General features: G+C 46.9%; 19 protein-coding genes. 17 read left to right on the top strand and 2 right to left on the bottom strand.

Annotated elements, in window-relative coordinates; all coding sequences use genetic code 11:
* Positions 1-440: 440 nt before the first annotated feature.
* The 17 genes from ald (at position 441) to MKHDV_RS13525 (ending at position 20,640) form a co-directional block, all read left to right on the top strand.
* Positions 441-1,544: an alanine dehydrogenase gene (gene ald, locus MKHDV_RS13605; protein ID WP_160716198.1), complete on the top strand. Its 1,104-nt coding sequence runs from the start codon at positions 441-443 to the stop codon at positions 1,542-1,544.
* Between the two features lie 354 nt (positions 1,545-1,898).
* Positions 1,899-2,639 carry a glutamine ABC transporter substrate-binding protein GlnH gene (gene glnH / locus MKHDV_RS13600; protein ID WP_160716196.1) on the top strand — a complete coding sequence of 247 codons (741 nt, stop codon included), beginning with the start codon at positions 1,899-1,901 and terminating at the stop codon, positions 2,637-2,639.
* 115 nt (positions 2,640-2,754) lie between these two features.
* Complete coding sequence (locus MKHDV_RS13595; protein ID WP_160716194.1) at positions 2,755-3,426, top strand: amino acid ABC transporter permease; 672 nt, start codon at positions 2,755-2,757, stop codon at positions 3,424-3,426.
* A 9-nt stretch (positions 3,427-3,435) separates the two neighbouring features.
* Positions 3,436-4,173 carry an amino acid ABC transporter ATP-binding protein gene (locus MKHDV_RS13590; protein WP_305794753.1) on the top strand — a complete coding sequence of 246 codons (738 nt, stop codon included), beginning with the start codon at positions 3,436-3,438 and terminating at the stop codon, positions 4,171-4,173.
* A 573-nt stretch (positions 4,174-4,746) separates the two neighbouring features.
* Entirely contained in the window at positions 4,747-7,890 is a 3,144-nt protein-coding gene (locus MKHDV_RS13585) for a UvrD-helicase domain-containing protein (protein ID WP_160716192.1), read from the top strand.
* Between the two features lie 532 nt (positions 7,891-8,422).
* Entirely contained in the window at positions 8,423-9,187 is a 765-nt protein-coding gene (cbiR, locus tag MKHDV_RS13580; RefSeq protein ID WP_160716190.1) for a cobamide remodeling phosphodiesterase CbiR, read from the top strand.
* A 1-nt stretch (position 9,188) separates the two neighbouring features.
* On the top strand, positions 9,189-9,695 hold the full coding sequence (locus MKHDV_RS13575; protein ID WP_160716188.1) for a bifunctional adenosylcobinamide kinase/adenosylcobinamide-phosphate guanylyltransferase: 507 nt from the start codon (positions 9,189-9,191) through the stop codon (positions 9,693-9,695).
* A 1-nt stretch (position 9,696) separates the two neighbouring features.
* Positions 9,697-10,731 carry a bifunctional oligoribonuclease/PAP phosphatase NrnA gene (locus tag MKHDV_RS13570; protein WP_160716186.1) on the top strand — a complete coding sequence of 345 codons (1,035 nt, stop codon included), beginning with the start codon at positions 9,697-9,699 and terminating at the stop codon, positions 10,729-10,731.
* A gap of 114 nt (positions 10,732-10,845) precedes the next feature.
* A complete protein-coding gene (locus MKHDV_RS13565) occupies positions 10,846-14,418 on the top strand; it encodes an FAD-binding and (Fe-S)-binding domain-containing protein (protein ID WP_160716184.1) in 3,573 nt (1,190 codons plus the stop codon).
* A 76-nt stretch (positions 14,419-14,494) separates the two neighbouring features.
* The gene (gene ruvX / locus MKHDV_RS13560; protein ID WP_160716182.1) at positions 14,495-14,926 is read left to right on the top strand and encodes a Holliday junction resolvase RuvX; all 432 of its coding nucleotides are present in this window, start codon (positions 14,495-14,497) and stop codon (positions 14,924-14,926) included.
* A 9-nt stretch (positions 14,927-14,935) separates the two neighbouring features.
* Positions 14,936-15,964 carry an endolytic transglycosylase MltG gene (gene mltG / locus MKHDV_RS13555; RefSeq protein WP_160716180.1) on the top strand — a complete coding sequence of 343 codons (1,029 nt, stop codon included), beginning with the start codon at positions 14,936-14,938 and terminating at the stop codon, positions 15,962-15,964.
* Between the two features lie 408 nt (positions 15,965-16,372).
* Positions 16,373-16,753: a desulfoferrodoxin gene (locus MKHDV_RS13550; RefSeq protein ID WP_160716178.1), complete on the top strand. Its 381-nt coding sequence runs from the start codon at positions 16,373-16,375 to the stop codon at positions 16,751-16,753.
* Between the two features lie 18 nt (positions 16,754-16,771).
* Positions 16,772-16,930 carry a rubredoxin gene (rd, locus tag MKHDV_RS13545; RefSeq protein WP_160716176.1) on the top strand — a complete coding sequence of 53 codons (159 nt, stop codon included), beginning with the start codon at positions 16,772-16,774 and terminating at the stop codon, positions 16,928-16,930.
* Between the two features lie 303 nt (positions 16,931-17,233).
* Positions 17,234-18,442, top strand: coding sequence for an FprA family A-type flavoprotein (locus MKHDV_RS13540; protein WP_160716310.1), 1,209 nt, complete (start codon positions 17,234-17,236; stop codon positions 18,440-18,442).
* A 376-nt stretch (positions 18,443-18,818) separates the two neighbouring features.
* Entirely contained in the window at positions 18,819-19,583 is a 765-nt protein-coding gene (locus MKHDV_RS13535; protein ID WP_160716174.1) for a tRNA1(Val) (adenine(37)-N6)-methyltransferase, read from the top strand.
* Between the two features lie 15 nt (positions 19,584-19,598).
* Positions 19,599-20,384 carry a class I fructose-bisphosphate aldolase gene (locus tag MKHDV_RS13530; protein ID WP_160716172.1) on the top strand — a complete coding sequence of 262 codons (786 nt, stop codon included), beginning with the start codon at positions 19,599-19,601 and terminating at the stop codon, positions 20,382-20,384.
* A gap of 46 nt (positions 20,385-20,430) precedes the next feature.
* Complete coding sequence (locus tag MKHDV_RS13525) at positions 20,431-20,640, top strand: hypothetical protein (protein ID WP_160716170.1); 210 nt, start codon at positions 20,431-20,433, stop codon at positions 20,638-20,640.
* Positions 20,641-20,939: 299 nt separating this feature from the next.
* On the opposite strand, the gene MKHDV_RS13520 is transcribed toward MKHDV_RS13525, so the two are convergent.
* Together MKHDV_RS13520 and hemW are read right to left on the bottom strand one after the other, a co-directional pair.
* Positions 20,940-21,830: a zinc dependent phospholipase C family protein gene (locus MKHDV_RS13520; protein WP_160716168.1), complete on the bottom strand. Its 891-nt coding sequence runs from the start codon at positions 21,828-21,830 to the stop codon at positions 20,940-20,942.
* An 86-nt stretch (positions 21,831-21,916) separates the two neighbouring features.
* A complete protein-coding gene (hemW, locus tag MKHDV_RS13515; protein WP_160716166.1) occupies positions 21,917-23,059 on the bottom strand; it encodes a radical SAM family heme chaperone HemW in 1,143 nt (380 codons plus the stop codon).
* Positions 23,060-23,163 lie beyond the last annotated feature (104 nt).

The following is a 23,163-nucleotide window of genomic DNA, read 5'->3' as shown; positions in this document are numbered from 1 at the left end:
CACTTTTAAAGAAAAAACTGCCAATTTGATCAACAAAAATAAATATTTTATTTAATATGTTCAACTGTCGCAAGGTTGCAACATGGTTGATCGTTTAAGCACTTTTGTGGATTTTCATGAAGCTCGAAACCATCGATACTCTGAGTTGTTTGTGCACTCAATAACACTTTAAAATAACATGAAAAGAATATTCATGTTGCGTTTTTGCAATACATGTATGTGTTTTCGCAAAGGTCAGTAAATTTAGGGTGTTTTACGAATAAAAGTTGTTTTTCTCTTGTCGCAAACCTGTGGCAGTTGTACAGGAATTGGTAACCCAAATGACGCACGTTACAAACGTGAATTTATACCACAGTTTCAATGTTTACAGTCAGGGCTAGCATCGTAATACGTCGCTGCGTAGCAAGATCAAAGCCTCTGGATGTTGCAAGGAGAAAGTCATGATTATTGGTGTACCTAAAGAGATTAAAACTCTGGAAAATCGAGTAGCTCTTACTCCGGGCGGCGCAGCAACACTTGTTCGTCAAGGTCATACTGTGCTTGTGGAAACAGACGCAGGTCGCGGAAGCGGATTATTTGACGATGAATTTATTGCTGCCGGTGCAACCATGGTTACCGCAGAAGAGGCTTGGGGCGCAGAAATGGTTATTAAGGTGAAAGAACCTGTAGCCTCTGAGTACCAGTACCTTCGCGACGGTCTGCTTCTATTCACATACCTCCACCTTGCTGCTGAACGTGATTTGACAACTGCCCTTCTTGAGGGTGGCACAACCGCTGTAGCATATGAAACTGTGCAGCTTGCAAATGGCTGCCTGCCGCTCTTGATGCCTATGTCCGAAGTTGCCGGGCGTATGGCAACACAGGAAGGTGCAAATTTTCTTAAAAAAGCAAACGGTGGACGTGGTGTCTTACTTGGCGGAACCCCTGGTGTTGCACCGGGCTGCGTTACCGTTGTTGGCGGTGGTATTGTTGGTACCAACGCTGCAAAAATGGCTATTGGCTTTGGTGCCGATGTAACCATTCTTGATGTCAGCCATCAGCGTCTTCAGTACCTTGATGACGTGTTCGGCAACCGTATCCGCACTATTACATCTACTGAGCCGAATATTCGTGAATGGGTTGCAAAAGCTGACCTTGTCGTCGGTGCTGTTCTTATTCCAGGTGCAAAAGCTCCAAGTCTGGTAACAGAAGAGATGGTTGAAACCATGCAGGAAGGCGCAGTCATTGTAGACGTTGCTATTGATCAGGGCGGTTGCTGTGAAACCATTAAGCCAACCACTCATGAAGATCCTGTATTTAATCTCCACGGCGTTGTTCACTACGGTGTTACAAACATGCCGGGTGCTGTGCCTCGTACTTCTACCTTTGCTCTTAGCAACCAGACATTGCCATATGCTATTCAACTTGCGAACAAAGGGCTTGATGCTTTGCGTGCAGACCGTGCTCTCGCACTGGGGCTGAACACATACAAAGGGAAAATAACTTGTCCTGCTGTGGGCGAAGCTTTCGAGATGTTCTCCGTTTCACCTGAAGACGTACTGTAAATTTACGGCTAACTACGTACAGTTTTTGACATCCGGCCTCTTGATAAGGGGTCGGATTTTTTTTATCCCTATCATTTAGCTAACATTTTTGTTAAAAAAGGGCAGATACATGTGTTTACAATGATCGAGTTAGTACCTTGGATTTATTGGATCGAAATGTTGCCAGTTGTAAAATTAAATTTACAATTGACAAAAACGCAAAAAAAAAGTAGCTCGTTTGATTTTTTTTATTCCATCTGCTAATACTCTCTCGGTTTGAGAACACATTTTCGTTAAACTTCGGTTTAATGGAAAAACGAAATAGTAGGAATTTTACTCAGTAGTTATCGTAATCATTTTTTGGAGGGTTCATTTATGAAACGTCTTATCGCTATATTGACAGCTTTGCTTGTTATTTCTTTATCTTCTGCAGCATTTGCTGAGAAATTGGTTGTTGCACATGATACCAACTTTAAGCCTTTTGAATTCAAACAGAATGGCGAATTTGTTGGTTTTGATATCGACATGTGGAAAGAAGTTGCGAAGCGTATGGACCTTGATTACGAATTCCAGCCAATGGATTTTAACGGTATTATTCCTGGCCTTCAGGCTGGTTCTATCGATGCCGCTGTTGCAGGCATCACCATTAAACCTTCCCGTGCAGAAGTTGTTGACTTCTCCGACGGCTACTATGATTCCGGTCTCGTTATTCTTGTTCGTTCTGATAACAACGACATCAAGACTATCAAAGATCTGAAAGACAAGATTGTTGCTACCAAGCTTGCTACTTCTTCTGTTGACCTTGCTCAGCAGTACGTACCTAAGAAGAACATCAAACTCTTCCCTAACAACGACAACATGTTCATGGAACTGATGACCGGCGGTGCCGACGCAGTTATCTTCGATATGCCAGTTGTTAAAGATTTTGAAGCTAAAGCAGGACAGGGCATGGTTAAAGTAGTTGGTCCTGTATATCAGGGTCAGGCTTACGGCATTGCATTCCCTAAAGATTCCAAGCTCGTTTCCGGCGTTAACAAAGCGCTTAAAGAAATTAAAGCAGACGGTACCTACAACGAACTGTTCATCAAATGGTTCGGCTACGCACCTGCTAAATAGCAGCTCCCCACTTTTTTCATAGTACCTAAAACATAGGGATGGTGTTGTGCCATCCCTATGTATATTTTATTCGCCGAGTTTTTTTGGCAAAAGTACCTAAAGGCAGATACTCTCTATGGCATTTCAGTTTAAACCATCAGTGATGTTAGAAACTCTTCCGCTTCTTACAGAAGGGGTTGAACTGACTATTTACATCACTTTCCTTGGCCTTGTGTTCGGTTTTATCATCGGCACAGTTTCAGGCTTAGGTCGTCTTTCTCAGAATAGATTCACTCGCTCCCTTTCGAGCATTTATATAGAAATTATTCGTGGTACCCCGATGATTGTACAGGCTCTGTTTCTGTATTTTGGTGTACCACTCATTTCCGGAGTTCGTATTAATCCTATTACAGCAGGTGTTATCACCATTGCTGTTAACTCCGGTGCATATATCGCTGAAATCGTACGTGGCGCAGTGCAGTCTATTGATGCAGGGCAGTTTGAAGCAGGTCGCTCTATCGGGCTTACCCATAACCAGACCATGCTTTCTATCATTTGGCCTCAGGCATTCCGTCGTATGATTCCACCACTGGGTAACCAGTTCATCATTTCGCTTAAAGATACCTCACTCCTTACAGTTATCGGTGTAGCAGAGCTTACCCGTTCCGGTCAGGAGATTGTTGCGGTTAACTTCCGTTCTTTTGAAGTGTACCTGACTGTAGCGATCGTTTACCTGTGTATGACCCTTTCCATTGCGAAAGCCCTACGCTGGTATGAAAAAAAATTGATGGCACGCGGTAGCCGCTAGGAGCATTCTATGAGTGATACATCAAGCATGATTGAAATCCGTAACTTATATAAAAGTTACGGTGATATAGAAGTTATTAAAGGCGTAGACCTTAGCGTGAAACAGGGCGAAGTTGTTGTAATTCTCGGACCTTCCGGTTCCGGTAAATCAACAGTTCTGCGCTGCATCAACCGTCTCGAAGAAATTACCTCAGGTTCTATCGTTGTAGACGGCTTTGACCTCTATGCAAAAGAAACTGATATTAACTACGTCCGCTCCGAAGCAGGTATGGTGTTCCAGCAGTTTAACCTGTTCCCGCACCTGTCTGTTCTGCAGAACATTACCATCGGACTTATTAAAGTTCGTAAAATGGACAAAGCAGAAGCGGATAAAATTGCACTGAGCCTGCTCGATAAAGTAGGTCTTCCGGATAAAGCAACAGCCTACCCGGATCAGCTTTCCGGTGGTCAGAAACAGCGCGTGGCAATCGCACGCTCTCTGGCGATGAGCCCGAAAGTTATTCTCTTCGATGAACCAACCTCCGCACTCGACCCAGAGCTCGTTGGTGAAGTTCTCGACGTAATGAAAAAACTCGCCGACGAAGGCATGACCATGGTGGTAGTAACCCACGAAATGGGCTTCGCTCGTGAAGTTGCCGATCGCGTAATCTTTATCGCCGATGGTGTGATTCAGGAAGAAGAAGCTCCAGACGAGTTCTTCTCTAATCCTAAGCATCCGCGTCTTAAAGATTTCTTAGGCAAACTGTAATTTAAGGCTTTTGTCTTCGACGAGCCTCTGGCTGGTCTGCGACGCCTTTTAATATTGTCTCCGACGGCTGGGGGAAACCTTGTTGAAACAAGGTTCTCCCCCAGACCGTTTCACTCTCTTCGTCCGTAAAACTCAAAGATTCGTTAACGGTCAAAGGCCGTTCCAAAAACTTTTATTATGCGAAGAACGCCCGTAGATATATTTTTCACGCGGCTTTATTCCACTGATTTAAATAGCAAAAGGGCTGTCCTTCATACGAAGGACAGCCCTTTTTTATTAATTGAAAGGTAGTAGTATATAAGCCGCGAGGTTGAGTAAAAAACAGGCTAACCTCGCTAATAAAAGTTTTAGGAGAGTCCAGAGAAGCCCTTTTACAAAAGGGTTCTCTGGCCGCCGGAGGCAAATGCTTCGCTATCTAAATACAGGCATAAAATGAAGAGTTAGAGTCATTGAAAAACGAGTAGGTTGCGCAATTGTCTAGGGAGTATTCCTCTGGTACAGGTATGGAACGGAAGGGTTCATTTTCCTGTCTGCGGTTCGCAGTCAACGGCTTAAAGCTAGGATAGTTGCTCCATGAAACAGTTTCGCGCCGATTTGCATATTCATTCCCGATTCTCTCGCGCAACCAGTAAAAAGCTTACGCCGCGCCATTTGGCAGCATGGGCGGAAGTGAAGGGGCTAGATGTCCTTGGAACTGGTGATTGCACACATCCTGAATGGCTGGACGAGTTAGAAGATCAACTTGTTGAAGACAGCCAGAGCGGACTGTTTCGGCTGAAAGACACGACAGACCTTGGCAAAGAGATTCCTCGTTTTGAAGAAACCTCTATGAACGGTCGTGCTCTGTTCACGTTGCAGGGAGAAATTAGTTCAATCTACAAGCGTGGCGGCAAGGTTCGTAAAGTCCATAACCTTGTGTATATGCCTACGTTTGAAGCTGCTCGAAAATTTAGCAAACGCCTTGGCGAAATCGGCAATATTACTTCCGATGGCCGCCCTATCCTTGGTATGGATTCACGCGACATTCTCGACCTCGTGCTCGAAACCCATCCGTTAGCCTTCCTTATTCCTGCTCACATCTGGACGCCGTGGTTCTCCCTTTTCGGCTCAAAATCTGGCTTCGACACAGTAGAAGAGTGTTACGGCGATTACGCCTCAGAAATTTTTGCACTCGAAACAGGCCTTTCTTCTGACCCTGAAATGAACTGGCTGTGGAGTGCACTTGATAGGTTTGCTCTTGTGTCGAACTCTGATGCTCATTCCGGTGACAAACTCGCCCGAGAATGTAACCTGTTTGCAGGCGACATATCTTTTGAGGGTATGTACCGCAGCTTGCGCGGCGAAGGACTTGGGCACAAGTTTCTTGGCACCATGGAATTTTTTCCGGAAGAGGGAAAATACCACTTAGATGGTCATCGCAAATGCAATGTTGTCATGGAGCCACGCGAAACGTTGACCCGTGACGGAATCTGCCCTGTATGCGGCAAGCCGTTAACCGTGGGCGTTTTGCACAGGATACTTTCTCTTGCAGACAGAGACACGCCGAAACAGCCATCCAAGGCTGGTGATTTCAGTTCGTTAATTCCATTGCCGGAAATGATGGGTGAAGTGCTGGGCGTAGGGCCTAAGACAAAAAAAGTTATGACCTTGTATGCTGAAGCGATCCAGAAGCTTGGTTCAGAAATGAATATTCTTCGTGATGTTCCTGAAGAGGACATTAAGAAGGTGCACCCTATTCTTGCTGAAGCTGTCGGAAGAATGCGCAAAGGTGAAGTTCTGCGCCAGCCGGGGTTTGATGGCGAATACGGTGTGGTTCGTGTGTTCTCTCAAAAGGAGCGTAACGAGTTTAAGCACGGAAAATCGCTTATTGATGTACCGGAAAAAGTGAGCGGGCTGACACCGGAAGAAAAAGCTTCTATTACCCCGATTTTTGAAGCAGCCGTTCAACAACGTCAGGATGAGCCGGAGCGCATCGAGTACAATGATGCACAGCAAAAGGCGATTTTTTCAGCACCCGATCCTGTGCTCGTTATGGCGGGGCCGGGAACGGGGAAGACTCGTACCCTTATTGGTCGCATTGAGCATTTGCTCGGCTCCGGAGTCAAAGCGCGCCAAGTGCTTGCGTTAACTTTTACCCGTCGTGCCGCGCAAGAGCTTACAACGCGCCTTGCTGATTCCGTTCAGAACAAATTATCCATACCGCGTGCAGATACTCTGCATGGTCTTGCGTTCGAGTATTGGCAAAATTCATATTCAGATGCCCCTACGTTGCTTTCCGAGGAAAGTTCCAAGCGGGTATTTGCAGAAGCCAATGCTGAAGCAAGCAAGCAGCAGTGCAAAAAGGCGTGGGAAGTCATCTCACTTTGCCGTGAACGCATGGATCCATGCCCAGCTGAACAGCAGCCTGCATACGATAATTATTGCGGGCTTAAAAATTCTTGGAATCTTTCAGACTATACAGATCTTCTTGAATTCTGGCTTGAATCCTTACGTAACAACGTTTTTGTGCGTCCATGGACACATGTACTCGTTGACGAAATTCAAGATTTATCCCCGCTGCAATTAGCAGTCGTACGGGAGCTTGTGTCGCAGGATGATCAGAATGGTCAGGGGTTTTTCGGCATCGGTGATCCGGATCAATCTATTTATGGATTCAGAGGGGCGCACGGTGGCGTTAAAGAGTTTTTAGCTCAAGAGCTTCCGTCGCTGAATACTATTCAACTTTCTGAAAATTATCGTTCCTCGCAACAGATTGTAGACTACGCAAGCGCGCTCATGGAGCCCGCTCGTGAGGCACAAGCTATCGAAGCCAAAAAAACCGTGGAAGCAGAAGTGCGCATGTTTGAAGCGCCGACTTCCGAGGCAGAGGCTTCATGGATTGCAGAACAAGTCCGTGGACTCCTAGGTCAAACAAGTCATTCTTTGCAAGATAACAGGCAAGAGCGGCTTCTTGGTGGCGAACTGTCTCCAGGAGATATAGCTGTTCTCGTTCGATTCAAAGCTCTCATTCCTGTAATCAGCCAGACACTCAACAGGCTTGGTATCCCATGCTCCGTACCCGAACAGGAAGCATTCTGGGTAGACCCTCGTGTAGAGATCATTCTCGCGGCAGCAGGTCGTTTTGTCGGTATTTCCAGCAAAGAAGGCGAAGAGCAGATAACATGCCCTGACAAAGTGCTTGCAAAAGGGCCTCAAGGCATTGCTGTGTACATGGAAGACATTCTTCCATTCGATCGCCTGTTCTGGAAATCTACAGCCTTTAAACAGCTTGTACACAACTACAAGGAGCACAAAGGCTGGGCAGGGTTGCTCAACTGGATCAACCTACAGACAGAACTCGATCTTGTGCGTCAGAAAAGCGAGAAAGTGCAGATAATGTCCATGCACGCATCAAAAGGACTGGAGTTCAAAGCCGTGTTCCTGCCAGCGCTTGAGGATGGCATCGTGCCGTATTCAGGCATGAGCACCCTCACAGGCACAACCAGCGGTGCGCCTGATCATTTTGATGTCGACGAAGAACGACGACTGCTTTACGTGGCAATAACGCGCGCAGAGCAACTCCTGTTCCTGAGTCATTCAACAACACGTATGATTTACGGGCGTACTGTACATCTCGCGCCGTCGCGATTCCTTGCAGATTTACCGGAGGATCGGCTTATGCATTCCGCGCTGAAAGCCAAAAAGAAACACAAAGAAACTCAGCTTACCTTGTTGTAAGGCGCTTTTTAATTTTTAATTTTAATTTTGAGTTTGTGTGCCTTTTGCCTGCGGCGCTTTTGTGTTGGGTTTGTTGCCTGCGGCGCTAGAGTTTTTTGTGTCTCCGACGGGAAAGGGCGCTGCCCCTCCACCCCGCAAGGGGGAGCCCCCCTTGACCGGCGTGACGTGCTGGGTAGTTATTGCCCGTAAACGATGGGACGTATTTCCAAGTTAAGGGATAACGAATCGTTTGCGGAAGGAATAGAGGTCGTATTCGTGAGAGATCTAGAGTGTGTTGTGTCAGAATTAATTTTCAAGCTCCAAACCAAGTTTTTAGTCATACTTGTCGGATGATCATCAACGGTAGATACTATTCTCAAGCCGAAAACTAAATTTTATAGATAAGAAAACTCGCCTAAACGGGGTCAAGGGGGATTCCCCCCTTGCGGGTGCTTGCGCCAGTAGCCGTTCACGAGGAACGAGTGCTACGGATGCCAGTCCCTTGTGGGGGCAGCGCCCTTGCCCGCCGGAGGCAACTACGCCGGAGGCGCGTATGATGAAAACAGCTGCACCGTCGTGGGTGATGGCAGGTAGCGTGTATGAAAACTGTGTCTTCCTTGAAGGCAAAGTCGACGAGGTTGCGCTGCTCTTTTTTGAATCAGAATCCTGCCTTGCGTATGACGAATCAGATTTGCCGCGCGAACTGGCGGAGCTTGATTTGACGTACCACGTGCATTTGCCACTGGATTTGCCTTGGGATGATGCTGACGAAGCGGCTCGGATTGTGTTGGGTTTGATGGACAAGGTTCGTTTTCTTGGAGTCCGTCAGGCAGTGTTGCATCCTCCAGTGACTACGGGAAAAAATGCATTTTCTGTGGAAGCGACTCAGCAGTTGTTAACAGTGGTTACTCGCGCGTGGTGTAGTCATGGATTTGACTGTAATGATTTACTAATTGAGAATATTGAAGGCGCAGATTTGATTGACCTTGCTCCAGTGATAGAAGATTTGGGGTTGGGTGTGTGCATTGACATAGGGCATATCATTGCATACGGGCATGATGCACTTCTTGATCGTACTGATATTTTTGATCGACTTCGCATGGTTCACATAAATGCACCTGCGGATATTGGAACGGCTAAGGGGCGAAGTAAGCATGTCAGTTTAGTGCATTTGGATGAAGCCGGAAGAGGGGTAGCACGTAAGGTGCTTCAGGCTTGCGGAGAAGATTGCACACTGGTTTACGAGCTGTTTAACTGGAAGCATATTGAAACAACTATTCCGGTTGTTGAGGAATTGCTTTTGATGGAAGGACAATAGAATGATCCGACTTATTCTTGGGGGAGACAAGTCCGGCAAGTCAGACTTTGGCTTGCAGCGGTTGTACGAAGGAACGGGTTCTTCAGTTTTGCTTGCAACGGGGCAGTCGCAGGACTTTTCGTTCGGGCAACAAATTTTGGATCACAGACTAGCCAGAGTTCCGGAAATTCCAGTAAAGGAAACGGGAATTGAATTGCCCCAACTGTTAGAAAAGTCCATACTGAATTATGAGTCTATTCTAATCGACAGTCTTGATTTTTGGGTCTTTGCATGTGGTGACCAATGGCAGCAGGCACAAGATGCTTTTTTGCACAGCCTCTCATTGGTTCCTGACGAGACTCAGGTTACAATAGTTTCATGTGAGGCAGGACTGGGGCCCATTGCGGCAAGTTCTCAGGTTCGACAATTCATTCGCAGATTAGGTGCACTTAATCAGGCTGTTGCAGCTGTAAGTGATGAAGTCTGTCTCATGATCGCGGGTATCCCGCTCTATGTAAAAAAGGCGTAACATGTCGTATTTTCGTAATGTAAAACCACAGATTGATAAACTGCTGGGAATGTTCTCTCGCAATGAACGTTGGCTGATTACTATTAATGCCGACCCTGATGCGATGGGCTCTGCTCTCGCGCTCAAACGCATTATGAGCCACAGAGTTGCAGATGTAGACATTGCCCGTGTAAACGAAATTACGCGTCCGGATAACCTTGCCATGGCTCGTTTACTCCGCATTCCTATGGTGAAATTAACGCCTCAGGTTTCCGCCCAATATGACAGGTTTGCGATTGTAGATTCTCAGCCGCATCACCATCCATTGTTCGCTGAATTGGATTATTCAATCGTCATCGACCATCACCCGCTGAATGATGATTTTCCAGTGGAAGCAGAGTTTAAAGAAATTCTTCCGAATTATGGTTCCAATAGCACCATTCTGACAGAATATTTGTATCAGATGACCATCCGTCCGGGTAAAATGCTGGCAACAGCACTTATGTACGGTATCAAGACTGATACAAACGATTTTGAGCGCAGTTTCAACGAGGTTGATATCCGCGCGTTTAAAGTCTTGAGCAAATTTGCAAACCACCCGCTGCTTTCCCGTATTGCGCGAAGTGAAATGCACTCTGATTGGCTGGAGTATTTCTCCCGTGCAATCACAGGGATACATAAGGTAGGTTCCGGCCGGTACGCGTTCGTGGGCATGGTAGATAATCCTGACGCACTTGTTGTGATTGCAGATTTCTTCATGCGTGTGCACGAAATGCGTTGGGTTGCTGTGTGCGGTGTGTATCAGGACAAGGCTGTCATTATCTTCCGTGGTGATGGTGTTAACCGCGATTTAGGGCATTTTGCTTATTGCCAGTTTAACGATGTAGGTTCTGCCGGAGGCCATAAGGCGCTAGCCCGTGCGGAGATTCCTATTGAAAATCTGGTTGGTAAGGATGTTGAAATGTTCGTGTTTAAACGCCTTGTATCCCCTACGCGAAGCCGGGCTATAAAGTGCGCAAAGCCTGCCGAAGAAGATATCGAAAAAATGGGCGAGTAACGATTTAAGGGTGAAAGTTCTACCCGAAGATTGTGCGGCAATGCTCTTCTTGCATTCTTAGAGAACAAAAAGTAGACTTCTGGGCTTCGTTCTTAAATACTGGGAGAATTGGTCATGCCGCACAAAGGCCCACATATTTCTATAGGTTCCGAGTTTCTTGTCCATAGGGTGTTGCGGATTGATCTTGATGAATTTGAAGATTGGCCGGAATCGGTTCGGGAGCTCGCCATTGCGCTTGCCGAAGAACTATTCCTCGTCCGCTACAATCCGTTTATCGATGCGGATACCGTTCGTACAAGTGTAACTAAGCGTTTTGATAGAGCGGAACCTGCTCTGGCACATCATTACGCCAACACACTGAGCGAAGGTGTCACCATGTTCTGGAGTGCCTATGAGGCAGATATGGCATTCCGGAGTGAGTTGGTGCGCCGACTTGGACAGATCATTCCAAAAAACAATATTGATCTGCGCCCTGCATCGTTAGTGGAATGTTCCACAGACGCAACTGACTTGCGTATGGAACTTCCATTGCTTGTTGTTGCGCCTTCTGCAACAGAGCAAGTAAGCGCCATTGTTCGCCTTGCGAACGAAATGAAATTTGCACTCATCCCGCGTGGCGGTGCTTCCGGTTGTACCGGTGGTGCTATTCCGGCACGCAAACGCACTGTCGTGATGAGTTTGCAGAAACTGAGCGCTATCAAATCCATCGACAAAAAAGAAATGACTCTCACCGCTGAGGCTGGCGTTATCACGTTTGACGCCATTAAAGCCGCAGATACCGGTGGGATGCTCTTTACTGTTGACCCAGCATCCAAGACTGCTTCCACCATCGGCGGGAACGTGTCGGAAAACTCCGGCGGTCCTTTCGCCTTTGAATACGGAACAACCCTCGACAACATCCTTCACTACACAATGGTTACCGCTACTGGCGAAGTCATCAATGTAGAACGCGTTAATCATCCTCGTCATAAGATTATGGAAGATGAAACTGCCGTGTTTGAAGTTAAAGACGTGTCCGGCGGTGTCCGTACTGTTATTTCCTTGCGCGGTGATCAAATCCGCAAACCAGGTCTTGGTAAAGACGTTACCAACAAGTTTCTCGGCGGTCTGCCGGGTGTGCAAAAAGAAGGCACTGATGGCATCATCACTGAGGCAACCTTCATTTGCTACCCTAAGCAGAAATATGACCGTGTGCTTGTGCTGGAGTTCTTTGGACGCTCCATGCGTAACGCAATGCTTGTGATTAAAGACATTGTCGGACTGCGTGATACTATTCGCGAGCAGGGCGACCTTGTTAAAATTTCAGCACTGGAAGAGTTTGGTGTCAAATATGTTGAAGCAATTGAATACCAGACAAAATCAGATAAGTATGACGAGCGCCCGATTTCAGTTCTTATTGTTGAGCTGAACTCAAATGATACGTCCGCACTGGATGCCAGCGTGAACGATATCGTGAATATTTGTACCCCATACGAAGGCGTGGATGTTTTTGTTGCGAAAGATGCAGCAGAGGCAGAAGTTTTCTGGGAAGACAGACATAAGTTATCCGCTATTGCGCGTCGTACCTCCGGCTTTAAAATTAACGAAGACATCGTTATTCCAATCGATGTTATCCCTGAGTTTTCCGACTTTATCGAGCATTTGAACCAGCGTTGTACGGGTAGAGCATTCCGTACTGCACTTGGTGAAAGTGGGCGTCTGAGCGGTATGCCGCTTGAAGATAAAGACCTGAACCGCGCGTTTACCTTTGCATCTAAAGTTGCCAAAGGCGATGTGCCGATTGCAGAGCTTTCCGATCAGGAAACTCTTGATCAGGCGCTTGCATACTTTGAGCACGCGCAGGATCGCTATCCGAACCAGCGTCGCAAGCTCGGTAAAATTGTTGAAGACATGCTCGCTACCCGCATCATCGTCGCAAACCACATGCATGCTGGTGACGGCAACTGCCATGTGAACATTCCTGTTGATTCGAATAACCCTGTCATGCTGCATCACGCAGAAGAAGTGGCAGAAGAAGTTATGGCGAAAGCTCAGGAAATGAATGGTGAGGTTACCGGCGAGCACGGCATCGGCATTACCAAAATTAAATTCCTTTCAGTTAAAAAAATGGAAGAGCTCACTCTGTTTAAGCGCAGAGTCGATCCGCTTTCTATTATGAACCCTGCAAAGCTGACACAGCGAGATACTCCGGTTCAGCCGTTTACGTTCTCGTTTAACCGTCTTATCCGCGATATTCAGGCCTCGGGTCTGCCGGAAAAAGAACGCCTTATCAGCTTGCTCACCAACATTCAGGTTTGTACCCGCTGTGGTAAGTGTAAGCAGGTTTGTCCGATGTTCTACCCGCAGGGTGACTTACTGTATCATCCGCGAAACAAGAACTTGAGCCTTGGTGCGCTGCTTGAAGCAGTTTACTATTCTCAGGTGAACAAGGGTAAGCCGGACGACAACCTTATGGCACAACTCCGTAAGCTCATGGAGCATTGCACAGGCTGTGGTAAGTGTACGTCTGTGTGTCCTGTAAAAATTGATTCTTCGAAGGTTGCGTTGGAATTACGCGCGTTCGTTCAAGATGAAGGCGCAGGCGGACATCCTATCAAATCCAAGGTGCTTGATTACCTTGTGTCCGATGTTGCTAACCGTGTGCCGCGTGCCGCTAAAATGGCTTCAATGGGACAGCGTGTGCAGAATAAAATGCTGCGTCTGGTTCCAAGTTCATGGCGCTCAGGCATTAACAGCCCGCTGTTCTCCGGTTTTGGACCGGAAGTTGGTTACCGTGGCTTGAATGAAGCTTTGCGTTTGGACAAAGGCTCAATTTTTGTTCCTGAGAACGCACCGGAAGGCAAAGCGCTGGAAGCAGTCTTTTACTTCCCGGGTTGTGGCGGTTCCCTGTTCTACAGAAACATCGGTCTGGCATCACTCATGCTGATGCTTAAATCCGGTGTGGCTGTGATTATGCCACCACGTCATATGTGCTGCGGGTACCCGCTGCTGGCAGCCGGTAAAGATGAAGAATACAGAAAAAACCGTGCTACTAACATTGAAGAAATGAAAGCGTTTCTTGCCGATGCAGTACGTGCGGGACTTAATATTACGCATTCCATCACTGCGTGTGGTTCCTGCCGTGAAGGGCTTGAGTCATACGAACTTGCCGAGGCTTTAAACATTAAGCTTGAGCATAAAGATGCCGTACAGTTCCTTATCGAACGTATGGGTAAAGATGCGTTGAAAGATGCAGCAAAGGGTAAATCTGTATTATACCATCCATCCTGCCACGCAGAATGGACAGGTGTGCATAAAACCAAAGCCGCTGGCATATACGTTAAGGCTTTGAGTGAATTATGTGGTGCAGAAATTACATTGAACCCTGGTTGTTGTGGTGAATCCGGCATGGGTGCTCTTACCAGTCCGGATATTTACAACAAGTTGCGCGCCAAGAAAGAAGCAGGGTTAACACACGTGTTGCCGACCATGAAGGAAGATGCACCTGTTCTTGTAGGGTGTCCTTCATGTAAAGTTGGTATTTCGCGAATTTTCCTGAATTTACAGGAAAAACGCCCTGTGCTGCATACGGTAGAATACATTGCAGAAGCGCTATACGGCGCTGACTGGAAAAAACACATGAAACGCCTCGCAACTGAGTCTAGTCAGAAAGATTCGAAGCGAATCGTAGATACAAATAGTCTTTAATAGCATTGGCTCCCCTTCTGAACTTACTTATATTCGGAAGGGGAGCTTTGTTTGCCAAAGGCAAAAGAAAAACTACATGAAATATATTGCTATAGACTACGGAACAAAGCGGACAGGGCTTGCAGCCAGTGATACTGGCGGCAACATGGCATTTCCGCGTATGACGCTGATGATGAAAACCCGTGATAAGTTTTTCACGGAGCTTTTAGCGTTCATCGAAAAGGAAGAGCCAGTTGCCATTGTTGTTGGCCTGCCCATGTCACTGTCTGGTGAAGAAACGCTTATGTCCCGTCAGGTGCGCAATTTTCTTGCACGATTGCGTCGTCGCTGTGATCTACCAATCTTTGTCATTACAGAAGCCCTCAGTTCTTTTGAAGCAGAACTAGAGCTGCGAGACGCTGGTTTGAAGGGCCACGAGATTGATAAGGTAGTTGACCAGCAGGCAGCAGTGCGTATTCTAGAGTCGTTCCTGCATTTGAACGAAGAGCACAGACAACTTTACGATTAGCAGATTGATATGGGCACATTTTCAAAAATAATAAGCGCTTTATTAGTGCTTACAGTACTCGTTGCAGCTGGTGTCTGGTTTACGTTTGAAACGTATACCAGATCTCCTATGCAAAAAGAGTTGCGTCAAATTCCTCTGGTAGTTCCGGCTGGAGCGTCGTTCAATCAAATTATTGATGATATGGCGCGCCAAGGCGCTCTTACGCATCCGTATGCATTTCGACTGCTCGTCCGACTCCGTAAACAACAGCAAAATTTAAAAGCCGGTGAATATCTTCTTAATACCGGCTGGACTCCTGAACGCCTGCTTAAAGAACTCGTAACTGGCAAGGGCATCCTTTATACACTGACTTTTCAGGAAGGACTGCCTTGGTGGGTTATTGCTAAAAAAATTGAGCAACAAGGGTTTGCCAAAGTAGAAGATTTCTCCAGAGTCATTCATGATCCGGAATTTTTGAAGAAACACAATATTCCTTTCCCAGATGCGGAAGGTTTTCTGTTTCCTGAGACATACAAGTTGAGTAAGCCTCGAGAAATGAATGAAGCCTCTGCGGAAGACGTGGCATCAATGCTGGTTCATATGTTCTGGCAGAAGACTGCTCCTCTATGGGGAGACAGCAGGCCAAGCCCTGAAGTTTTGAAAAAAATTATCATCTTGGCCTCGCTTGTGGAAAAGGAAACCGGAGTTCCTGAAGAGCGTGAACGTGTCTCAGGCGTATATGAAAATCGCCTGGAGATGGGAATGCGTATGCAGGCTGACCCGACCATTATCTATGGATTGGGAAAGAGTTTTGACGGTGATATTCGTCGCACTGACATTCGCAATAAAAAGAATAAATACAACACCTATCAGCACAGAGGCTTACCTCCGGGGCCAATTTGTTCCCCCGGCCTAGAAGCTATTAAGGCTGCTCTGAATCCAGAACAACACAAATACCTTTTCTTTGTGTCAAAGGGTGATGGGTCTCATAAATTCAGTAAGACTTTGAAAGAACATAACAACGCTGTTCGTAAGTATCAGCTGCGTAGAAAGAAGTAAGATAGCAGCGTAACTGCTTACGGTGATGTGTATCTGCACATACCGGAATGCAGCGCAATAGACTGTTGCTGCTGATGATATTTTTGGTGCAAAAAAGGCAGGGAGTGTATAACTCTCTGTCTTTTTTTATGCTTATGATAGAAAGTTAGCCGTGTTAGAGTTATTTAAAATCAATGTGTTAAAGAATAAGAAGAAAATCTCTTATTAAGAATAGTTATTAATAGCTTGATTATTCTTTTTCAACTGCGTATATCTTTTTTCAACGGCGGGCAGGAACAAGTAAATGCCTGCTTAACGCGTTGAACTGATACTACTTTACGTGTATAGTGACGCAGCAATAAAATTTCCAATTACTGGAAAATGATTTTACCCGAATAAAATAATACAATGTCGATCAGGAGGCTCCCGATGCCAAATCGTCTCGAAGTTTACAAATGTGAGCACTGCGGAAACATGGCTGAAATTCTTATAGGTGGCGGCCCGTCTTTGGTTTGCTGTGGCGAAGACATGGTTCTTCAGGTTGAAGGCACTGTTGACGCAGCACGCGAAAAACACATTCCAGTTATTGAAAAAACTGCGAATGGCTACCTCGTTAAAGTCGGTGAAGTTGCCCACCCTATGGTTGATAAGCATTGGATTCAGTGGATCGAACTCGTTGCAGACGGCGTAAGTTACACCAAATTCCTTAACCCTGGCGATGCACCAGAGGCTGAGTTCTGTATTGAAGCAGAAAACGTTACAGCACGTGAGTACTGTAACCTCCACGGCCACTGGAAAGCAGAAGCATAATAAAAAGGGAAGAGAACAATGGAAAAGTACGTATGCGTGATTTGCGGTTATGAGTATGATCCAGCCGATGGCGACCCAAGCAATGGTGTAGCGCCTGGCACAAAGTTCGAAGATATCCCAGAAGATTGGCTCTGTCCGGTCTGCGGGGCTCCTAAGAGCGAATTCGAACCAGCTTAAATAATGTAAGCCCCCCTCTGCTGGAGGGGGGCTTTTTTTTGTAAATTGGCGTATAGCATACTCTGTACAGGATGCAGATGTACATGCTATCGCTGTGCTTGGCTGTATTGCCGTGGTGCTTTACGTAACCGTGGCGAATTTTTTTCACGTGTCCGTTGTGTTTTTGGTACTGAAACACACGTATTTCAGAGTGTTGCGCTATGCTCTTGAAAGTAAAAAACACGATGTCGATTGTTTGAACAGCTACAAATTTCTCTCTAAGACCCTTTCGCGTGAGCAAGGGCGAGTAATAAGGAAAATATGATGCATCCTGTTGAAATTAAAAAAGACGTATTTTGGGTCGGTGCTGTTGATTACACAAGCCGTGACTTCCACGGTTATTCTCTTTCTCCACAGGGCACCACTTACAACAGCTATCTCATTAAAGACGAAAAAACCGTTCTTTTTGACACAGTAAAAAGCAATTTCCTCGACACAATGTTGTGCCGTATGTCTAACGTTACTGAGTTAGAGAAAGTTGACTACATCGTTTGTAACCACCTCGAGCCAGACCACTCCGGTTGTCTTCCAAGACTCGTAGAACTTTGCAAACCAGAAAAAATATTTTGTTCACCACTCGGTAAACGCTCCATGCAGGCGCATTACAATACCGAAGGGTGGCCTATCGAAGTAGTGAAAACTGGCGACACCATTAATATCGGTTCCCGTGACATTCAGTTCATCGAAACTCGTATGCTTCACTGGCCTGATTCCATGGTATCCTACATCCCACAGGATAAGCTTCTTATCTGCAACGACATTTTCGGTCAGAATATTTCCAGCACCGAACGTTTTGTAGACGAAGTAGATCGCGCTGTTGTTGAGCACGACATGGTAGAATACTACCAGAACATCGTTCTTCCATTCTCTCCATTAGTACTCAAAACACTTGATGCTATTGCAGAAATGGGTATCGAAATCGACATGCTCGCACCAGACCACGGTCTTATCTTCCGCGGCAAAGAAGATGTGCAGTGGTGCTTAGACAAATACCGTGAATTTGCAGAGCAGGCATGGCAGAAACGTGCTGTCATTATCTTCGATACCATGTGGCATTCTACAGAAAAAATGGCGTACTCCGTTGCAGAAGGTTTTGAGAGCGAAGGCGTACCAGTACGCATAATGCATCTTAAAACTGACCATCATAGCGCAGTAATGACTGAGCTTGGTCGCGCAAGCGCTGTTGTGTTCGGTTCCCCGACGCACAACAACGGTATTCTTCCAGAAGTCGCTAAAATGATCACCTACATGAAAGGTCTTCGTCCGCAAAACCGCATCGGTGGCGCGTTCGGCTCCTTTGGCTGGTCTGGCGAGTGTGTAAAATCACTTACCGAAAGTCTCGTAGACATGGGCTTCGAAATGCCTGTTGATGGTGTGAAAAACCAGTTTGTACCAACACACGACTCTTACAAAAAATGCTACGAAATGGGTGTTGAACTCGCTAAAGCTCTTAAAGAGAAGTGCGGCGAATAACTGTTTTGGAGCCTGCGGCGCTTTTTGTTTTTGAGTTTTATTGCCTTCGGCGACTCTCCGAGGGGCAGGCTCTGCCTTGCATCCGCAAGGGAGACTCTCCCTTGACCCGATTTGCGAAGGACTCTTGTTCATAAAAAGTGATTACGGCTTATTGATGATTATTAGGAAAGGGTGGGGAATATATCTCCACCCTTTCTTTATGCTAATGAAAGGTAGTGGTGCATAAGCCGCGAGGTGGTTTTAAAAAAAGAACGGGCTCGCAGGTGAAAAGTTTTGGAAGGGGGTCTGGGGGAAACTTTTTTTTAAAAAAGTTTCAGCCCAGCCGTCGGAGACATCCCGCTGATAAGCGTCGTCGGAGACAACTGTAGGAATTACTATGAGCGATAAGAACGACACAGAAAAGGCGCGAGAATATTTTCCGCGTGGTCTTTTCCAGCCGGAGGGAACGTTTCGGTTCTCGATGGACGCTTTGCTGCTGGCGAGGTTTGCAGGTGCGACGAAATATCGCACGGCTGTTGACCTTGGCACGGGGTGTGGCGTTATTGGCCTGACAATGCTGCTTGATAACGAGCGGCTTGCTGTGACGGGAGTAGAATTGCAACCGTTGCTGCTTGATGCTGCGAATCAGAATGCGAAGTCTTTGGGCGTTGCGGAACGTTTCAGTAGTGTTTTGGCAGACGTGGGCGCGATTCGTCAGAGCGGGCTTGGTGCTGAAAGTGCAGATGTTGTAGTTTCTAATCCACCGTACCGTAGACAGAATCAAGGGCGTCATGCTGCAACTCAGGAGCGGACGTGCGCTTTGTTCGAAACAGAGGGCGCGCTTGCTGCATTTGTGCAAACAGCGTCTTTTCTGGTAAAGAATAAAGGATCGTTTTGTTGTATTTTTCCTTCGGAGCGTCTCGAAGAACTTATGAGTGCTTGTTCACAGAATAAGCTGACACCTAAGCGCCTTAAATTTGTTCACAGCAAGGCAGATCAAAATAGTACGCTGGTATTGCTTGAAGCCCGAAAAAATTGTAATTGCGGTGTTGCTGTTGAAGCCCCGCTTGTTATGTACAGTGGAACGGGTGACAACACAGCCCTTACGGACGGGGCACTGGCGTATTGTCCGTATCTGGAATGTAATGCACGCGGGCGATAGCCCTCAGGAGAGTTTATGATTGGTATGTATCGTAGAAGAGAGCGTCTGCTTTCAACAGAAAACAAATCAAAACCTGTTATTGTTTCTTTTGAACAGTCCCGAATGGACGGCGGCTTCACTTCATCTGTCTCTGCGTCTGCCTGCGTGGAGGCTATCAGCAAGCATCCTCTCAATTCGCTTCTTGTTTCCAGCGGTTTTGCCCGAACATTCGGCTTAACTTTTCCTGCAACACTTCCGCTGGTCGTTCAGCTTTCTACAGCTAGCAAACATGCCGTGCCGTCTTGGAACCGCACCGTTGTTTGTTCTGTGCTTGAAGCACTTCGCGCCGGAGCTGATGCCGTTGCGTTGCAACTTACCATAGGCAACGAGTTCGAAGAGAAGATGCTTCAGGACTTTGGTGCTGTCAGCGAAGAGGCTCATTCGTATGGATTGCCAGTCATTCTTTCAATTTTTGCAAAGGGCGAGCGCATTGTTCAAGAATACGATCGTGCACTCATTGCAGATTCGATAAGTTTGGGCAGCGAACTTGGCGCTGATATTATTGCTGTGCCTTACTCTGGCCATGAAGAAAGCTTTGCTCAAGCTGTTGATGAATCCTCAGCACCAGTTCTCCTTATGGGAACACACGGTGCTACAAACTTCGATAGCTATTGCAAGTCCGTCGAAGAAGGGCTTGCATGCGGCGCAGAGGGCGTAATTGTTCCGTTCCAGATTCTCCCTCCAGAAGAGCAAACAGCAGGCTTAGAACGCATCCAGAGCGTAGCAACGCTCCCTGAGGAATCTCAGAAAGAAGATGTTTAAAATAGCAGTACTTTTTTTCGTGATCGTTTGGATCATGAGCTTTTTTATGAGCAAACGACGTAAGGTGATCCGTGATTCGAATCATCTGTTTCAGCTCGTAATTAGTGCTGCCATTATCTTTAGCGGCATAACCTTGCTGCGTAATTCTGAAATTGCCGCGAGTACCCCGCTCTATTTTCTTGCGCTTGCAATACTCTTCGGCAGCGCCTGGTTTATTGCTCGTTTGTTGTTGAATGTCGTGACTCGTCGCAAATAAATTTATTGATTTGAATAGCAAAAAGGGCTGTCCTTCATATGAAGGACAGCCCTTTTTTTATTGTATTAACGGTAATAATGTATACGCCGCGATGCAGCGTAAAAAAACGTGCTGCCATCGATAATAAAAAAATTTTGAAGGCCTTTGACCGTTAACGAATCTTCGAGTTGTACGGACGAAGAGAGTGTAACGGGTCTGGGGGAAACTTTTTCCAAAAAGTTTCAGCCCAGCCGTCGGAGACAAAAGCCCCGCAGGGCTACCAAAGGCCCCGCTCAAAAAAAAATTACCGAAGCCGCGTGTTAAAGCAAGATGCGATGCGAAACTTGTAGCTTAGGCAAGGTTGATACCCGTTTGTCTAACGGGAAAACGAGCGGAAAAGGGTTGCGTCTGGGGATGATTGGTGCCCCTGCACAAAGTCCTTTTGAGTTCGCTAGCGCGACTGCTCCGATTGGATCTACACCTATAACGGCTGACTTGTCGTGCAGCGAAAGGATGTTGATTACTGACCGGGCACTGGCATCGATCATGGACTGTAAGTATTTGCGGTCTGCTGCTCCGGGCATTGTGTGATGAATAAGCTTGAGCGAACTCTTCCACGGGTACGCGCCGCATAGGGCTACGCTGCTGCGGAACACTTGTTTACGGAAAGCAAAACCACTTTTCGTTTTGTTTGTGGCTGCGAGCAGCTCACAATCATGATCGGTGCAGGAAATTTTAAATAAGCCACGTACACTGTTGCTGTTCCAGCGAACCATGCGGTCTGCTTGTGCTTCGATGTATACGTGTCCGAGTTTGCCGGAGGTTGGTGCTCCTGACATGAGGCTTGGAACGTAGTTGTTGTGTGCTACGACGTCTGCTGCAAGATGCGAAAGGTACCCGAAGGCGTATGAACGCAGTTTGGGACTTTGAACATTTTCCAGAAGCGTAAAGCCTGTCTCCCAGTTGTGACTGTGACCGGGAACGACTGTGCTGCCTTTTCCGATGAATATGTCAGCGGAAAGTGCGCCGTATTTAAATGCGTCTTTGTGTGATGCGATGGTGTGTGCGACTGATGCAGGAAGAAGAGTAAGGTTGGAAAGAAGCCATTCAGCTATAGAAATATGAACTCCCGGCCCCCACGCGTACGCAGGTTCAGGAAGCAAAACAAAAGCAAAGGCAGCGATTGCCGCCAGTACCAAACATTTTTTCATAGAACTCCACCCCTCATAAAGCGCCCGAGGCTTCGGGCTGAGGACTTAGAGTAATACTACCATCTAGAAAGTCAATGCTTCAAATACTAGATGCGGTCCATAGCTTCGAACAGGTTCTCAATGATGGTGTTGGAGACCAACATGCCGCGTTTCGTAAGGTTCAAATAACCATTACGAATTTTAACTAAACGGTGCTGGTGCAACGCTGTAATCATAGGCCGAAAATCTTCCATAAAACTTCTGCCAGTGAGCTCTTTGTAAGCAGCAAGGCGTAGTCCGCGTGCTGTTCGCAGGCGCAGCATGATGAGTTCCTGCATACGTTCATGCGGTGTCAGAGTCTCTGCGTTGTCGCCGAGTTGACCGCTTGTGGCTTGTTCTGCGTAGGCTGCGAGGTCTTTTGTGTTTCCCCATCGCTGGCTATTTATTGTTGAGACGGCTGAAGGCCCGAGTCCCAGATAGTCTGCGCCTTCCCAGTAGCCGAGGTTGTGACGGCACTGAAAGCCCATGCGCGCGAAATTGGAAATTTCGTAGTGTGCATAGCCTTGAAGCTCTAAGAAATCTGATCCGTACAGAAACATTTTACTCTGATCGTCGTCAGATGGCAGTTCAAGATTTCCGTCGTCGTGAGCAAGTTCGAATGGCGTGTTTTCTTCGATTGTGAGGCTGTAACAGGAGAGATGATCCGGTCCCAGCTTCGCAATTTCTTTCAGTTCTTCGAGCCAGTGTTTGATGCGCTGTCCCGGTAATCCCCAGATGAAATCTACGTTTATGTTGCCGAATCCGCTTTGGCGGGCAAGTTCAACGGCTTGAATTGCCTGTTTGGCGGAGTGCGGCCTGCCTAAGGTGTGCAGCAAGTCGCGGTTCAGACTCTGAATGCCGAGGCTGAGCCTGTTAATGCCGGAGCTGCGAACATCGTGTAGGAAAGTGTCCCGAACTGCTGATTCGGGATTCGCTTCCATGCTGATCTCTGCCCCGTTATTGATGGCAAAGGTTTTGGCAAGTCTGTTGAGGATTGTGCCTATGGCTTTGGAAGGGAGTATGGAAGGCGTGCCGCCACCAAAAAAGATGGTTTCCACCGGAACATTGCCGAGCCTGTCACCCCAGAGGGCGATTTCGCGCATCAATGCATCCAGATACACCTGTACAGCGTTCTCATCCGGTACTTGAGAATGAAACGCACAGTAGCCGCATTTACTGCGGCAGAAAGGGACATGTAGGTATAGCAACATAACGGGTTGAAAGTAGGGATAGGCGCTCCATGCGTCAAGGATTCAATTGATTGTACGTTAGCTGCATTATAAATGAGGGTGAGGTCCATTGACGCATGAATCCT

Source organism: Halodesulfovibrio sp. MK-HDV, from assembly GCF_009914765.1.
Classification (GTDB): domain Bacteria; phylum Desulfobacterota; class Desulfovibrionia; order Desulfovibrionales; family Desulfovibrionaceae; genus Halodesulfovibrio.
Note: the sequence above shows the minus strand (reverse complement) of the source record. Positions and strands in the feature narration are given on the sequence as shown.

Bases quoted from the DNA above. Each gene is read 5' to 3' on its own strand.
- ald (WP_160716198.1), top strand. From the start codon at position 441: ATGATTATTGGTGTACCTAAAGAGATTAAAACTCTGGAAAATCGAGTA.
- glnH (WP_160716196.1), top strand. From the start codon at position 1,899: ATGAAACGTCTTATCGCTATATTGACAGCTTTGCTTGTTATTTCTTTA.
- MKHDV_RS13595 (WP_160716194.1), top strand. From the start codon at position 2,755: ATGGCATTTCAGTTTAAACCATCAGTGATGTTAGAAACTCTTCCGCTT.
- MKHDV_RS13590 (WP_305794753.1), top strand. From the start codon at position 3,436: ATGAGTGATACATCAAGCATGATTGAAATCCGTAACTTATATAAAAGT.
- MKHDV_RS13585 (WP_160716192.1), top strand. From the start codon at position 4,747: ATGAAACAGTTTCGCGCCGATTTGCATATTCATTCCCGATTCTCTCGC.
- cbiR (WP_160716190.1), top strand. From the start codon at position 8,423: ATGATGAAAACAGCTGCACCGTCGTGGGTGATGGCAGGTAGCGTGTAT.
- MKHDV_RS13575 (WP_160716188.1), top strand. From the start codon at position 9,189: ATGATCCGACTTATTCTTGGGGGAGACAAGTCCGGCAAGTCAGACTTT.
- MKHDV_RS13570 (WP_160716186.1), top strand. From the start codon at position 9,697: ATGTCGTATTTTCGTAATGTAAAACCACAGATTGATAAACTGCTGGGA.
- MKHDV_RS13565 (WP_160716184.1), top strand. From the start codon at position 10,846: ATGCCGCACAAAGGCCCACATATTTCTATAGGTTCCGAGTTTCTTGTC.
- ruvX (WP_160716182.1), top strand. From the start codon at position 14,495: ATGAAATATATTGCTATAGACTACGGAACAAAGCGGACAGGGCTTGCA.
- mltG (WP_160716180.1), top strand. From the start codon at position 14,936: ATGGGCACATTTTCAAAAATAATAAGCGCTTTATTAGTGCTTACAGTA.
- MKHDV_RS13550 (WP_160716178.1), top strand. From the start codon at position 16,373: ATGCCAAATCGTCTCGAAGTTTACAAATGTGAGCACTGCGGAAACATG.
- rd (WP_160716176.1), top strand. From the start codon at position 16,772: ATGGAAAAGTACGTATGCGTGATTTGCGGTTATGAGTATGATCCAGCC.
- MKHDV_RS13540 (WP_160716310.1), top strand. From the start codon at position 17,234: ATGCATCCTGTTGAAATTAAAAAAGACGTATTTTGGGTCGGTGCTGTT.
- MKHDV_RS13535 (WP_160716174.1), top strand. From the start codon at position 18,819: ATGAGCGATAAGAACGACACAGAAAAGGCGCGAGAATATTTTCCGCGT.
- MKHDV_RS13530 (WP_160716172.1), top strand. From the start codon at position 19,599: ATGATTGGTATGTATCGTAGAAGAGAGCGTCTGCTTTCAACAGAAAAC.
- MKHDV_RS13525 (WP_160716170.1), top strand. From the start codon at position 20,431: ATGAGCAAACGACGTAAGGTGATCCGTGATTCGAATCATCTGTTTCAG.
- MKHDV_RS13520 (WP_160716168.1), bottom strand. From the start codon at position 21,830: ATGAAAAAATGTTTGGTACTGGCGGCAATCGCTGCCTTTGCTTTTGTT.
- hemW (WP_160716166.1), bottom strand. From the start codon at position 23,059: ATGTTGCTATACCTACATGTCCCTTTCTGCCGCAGTAAATGCGGCTAC.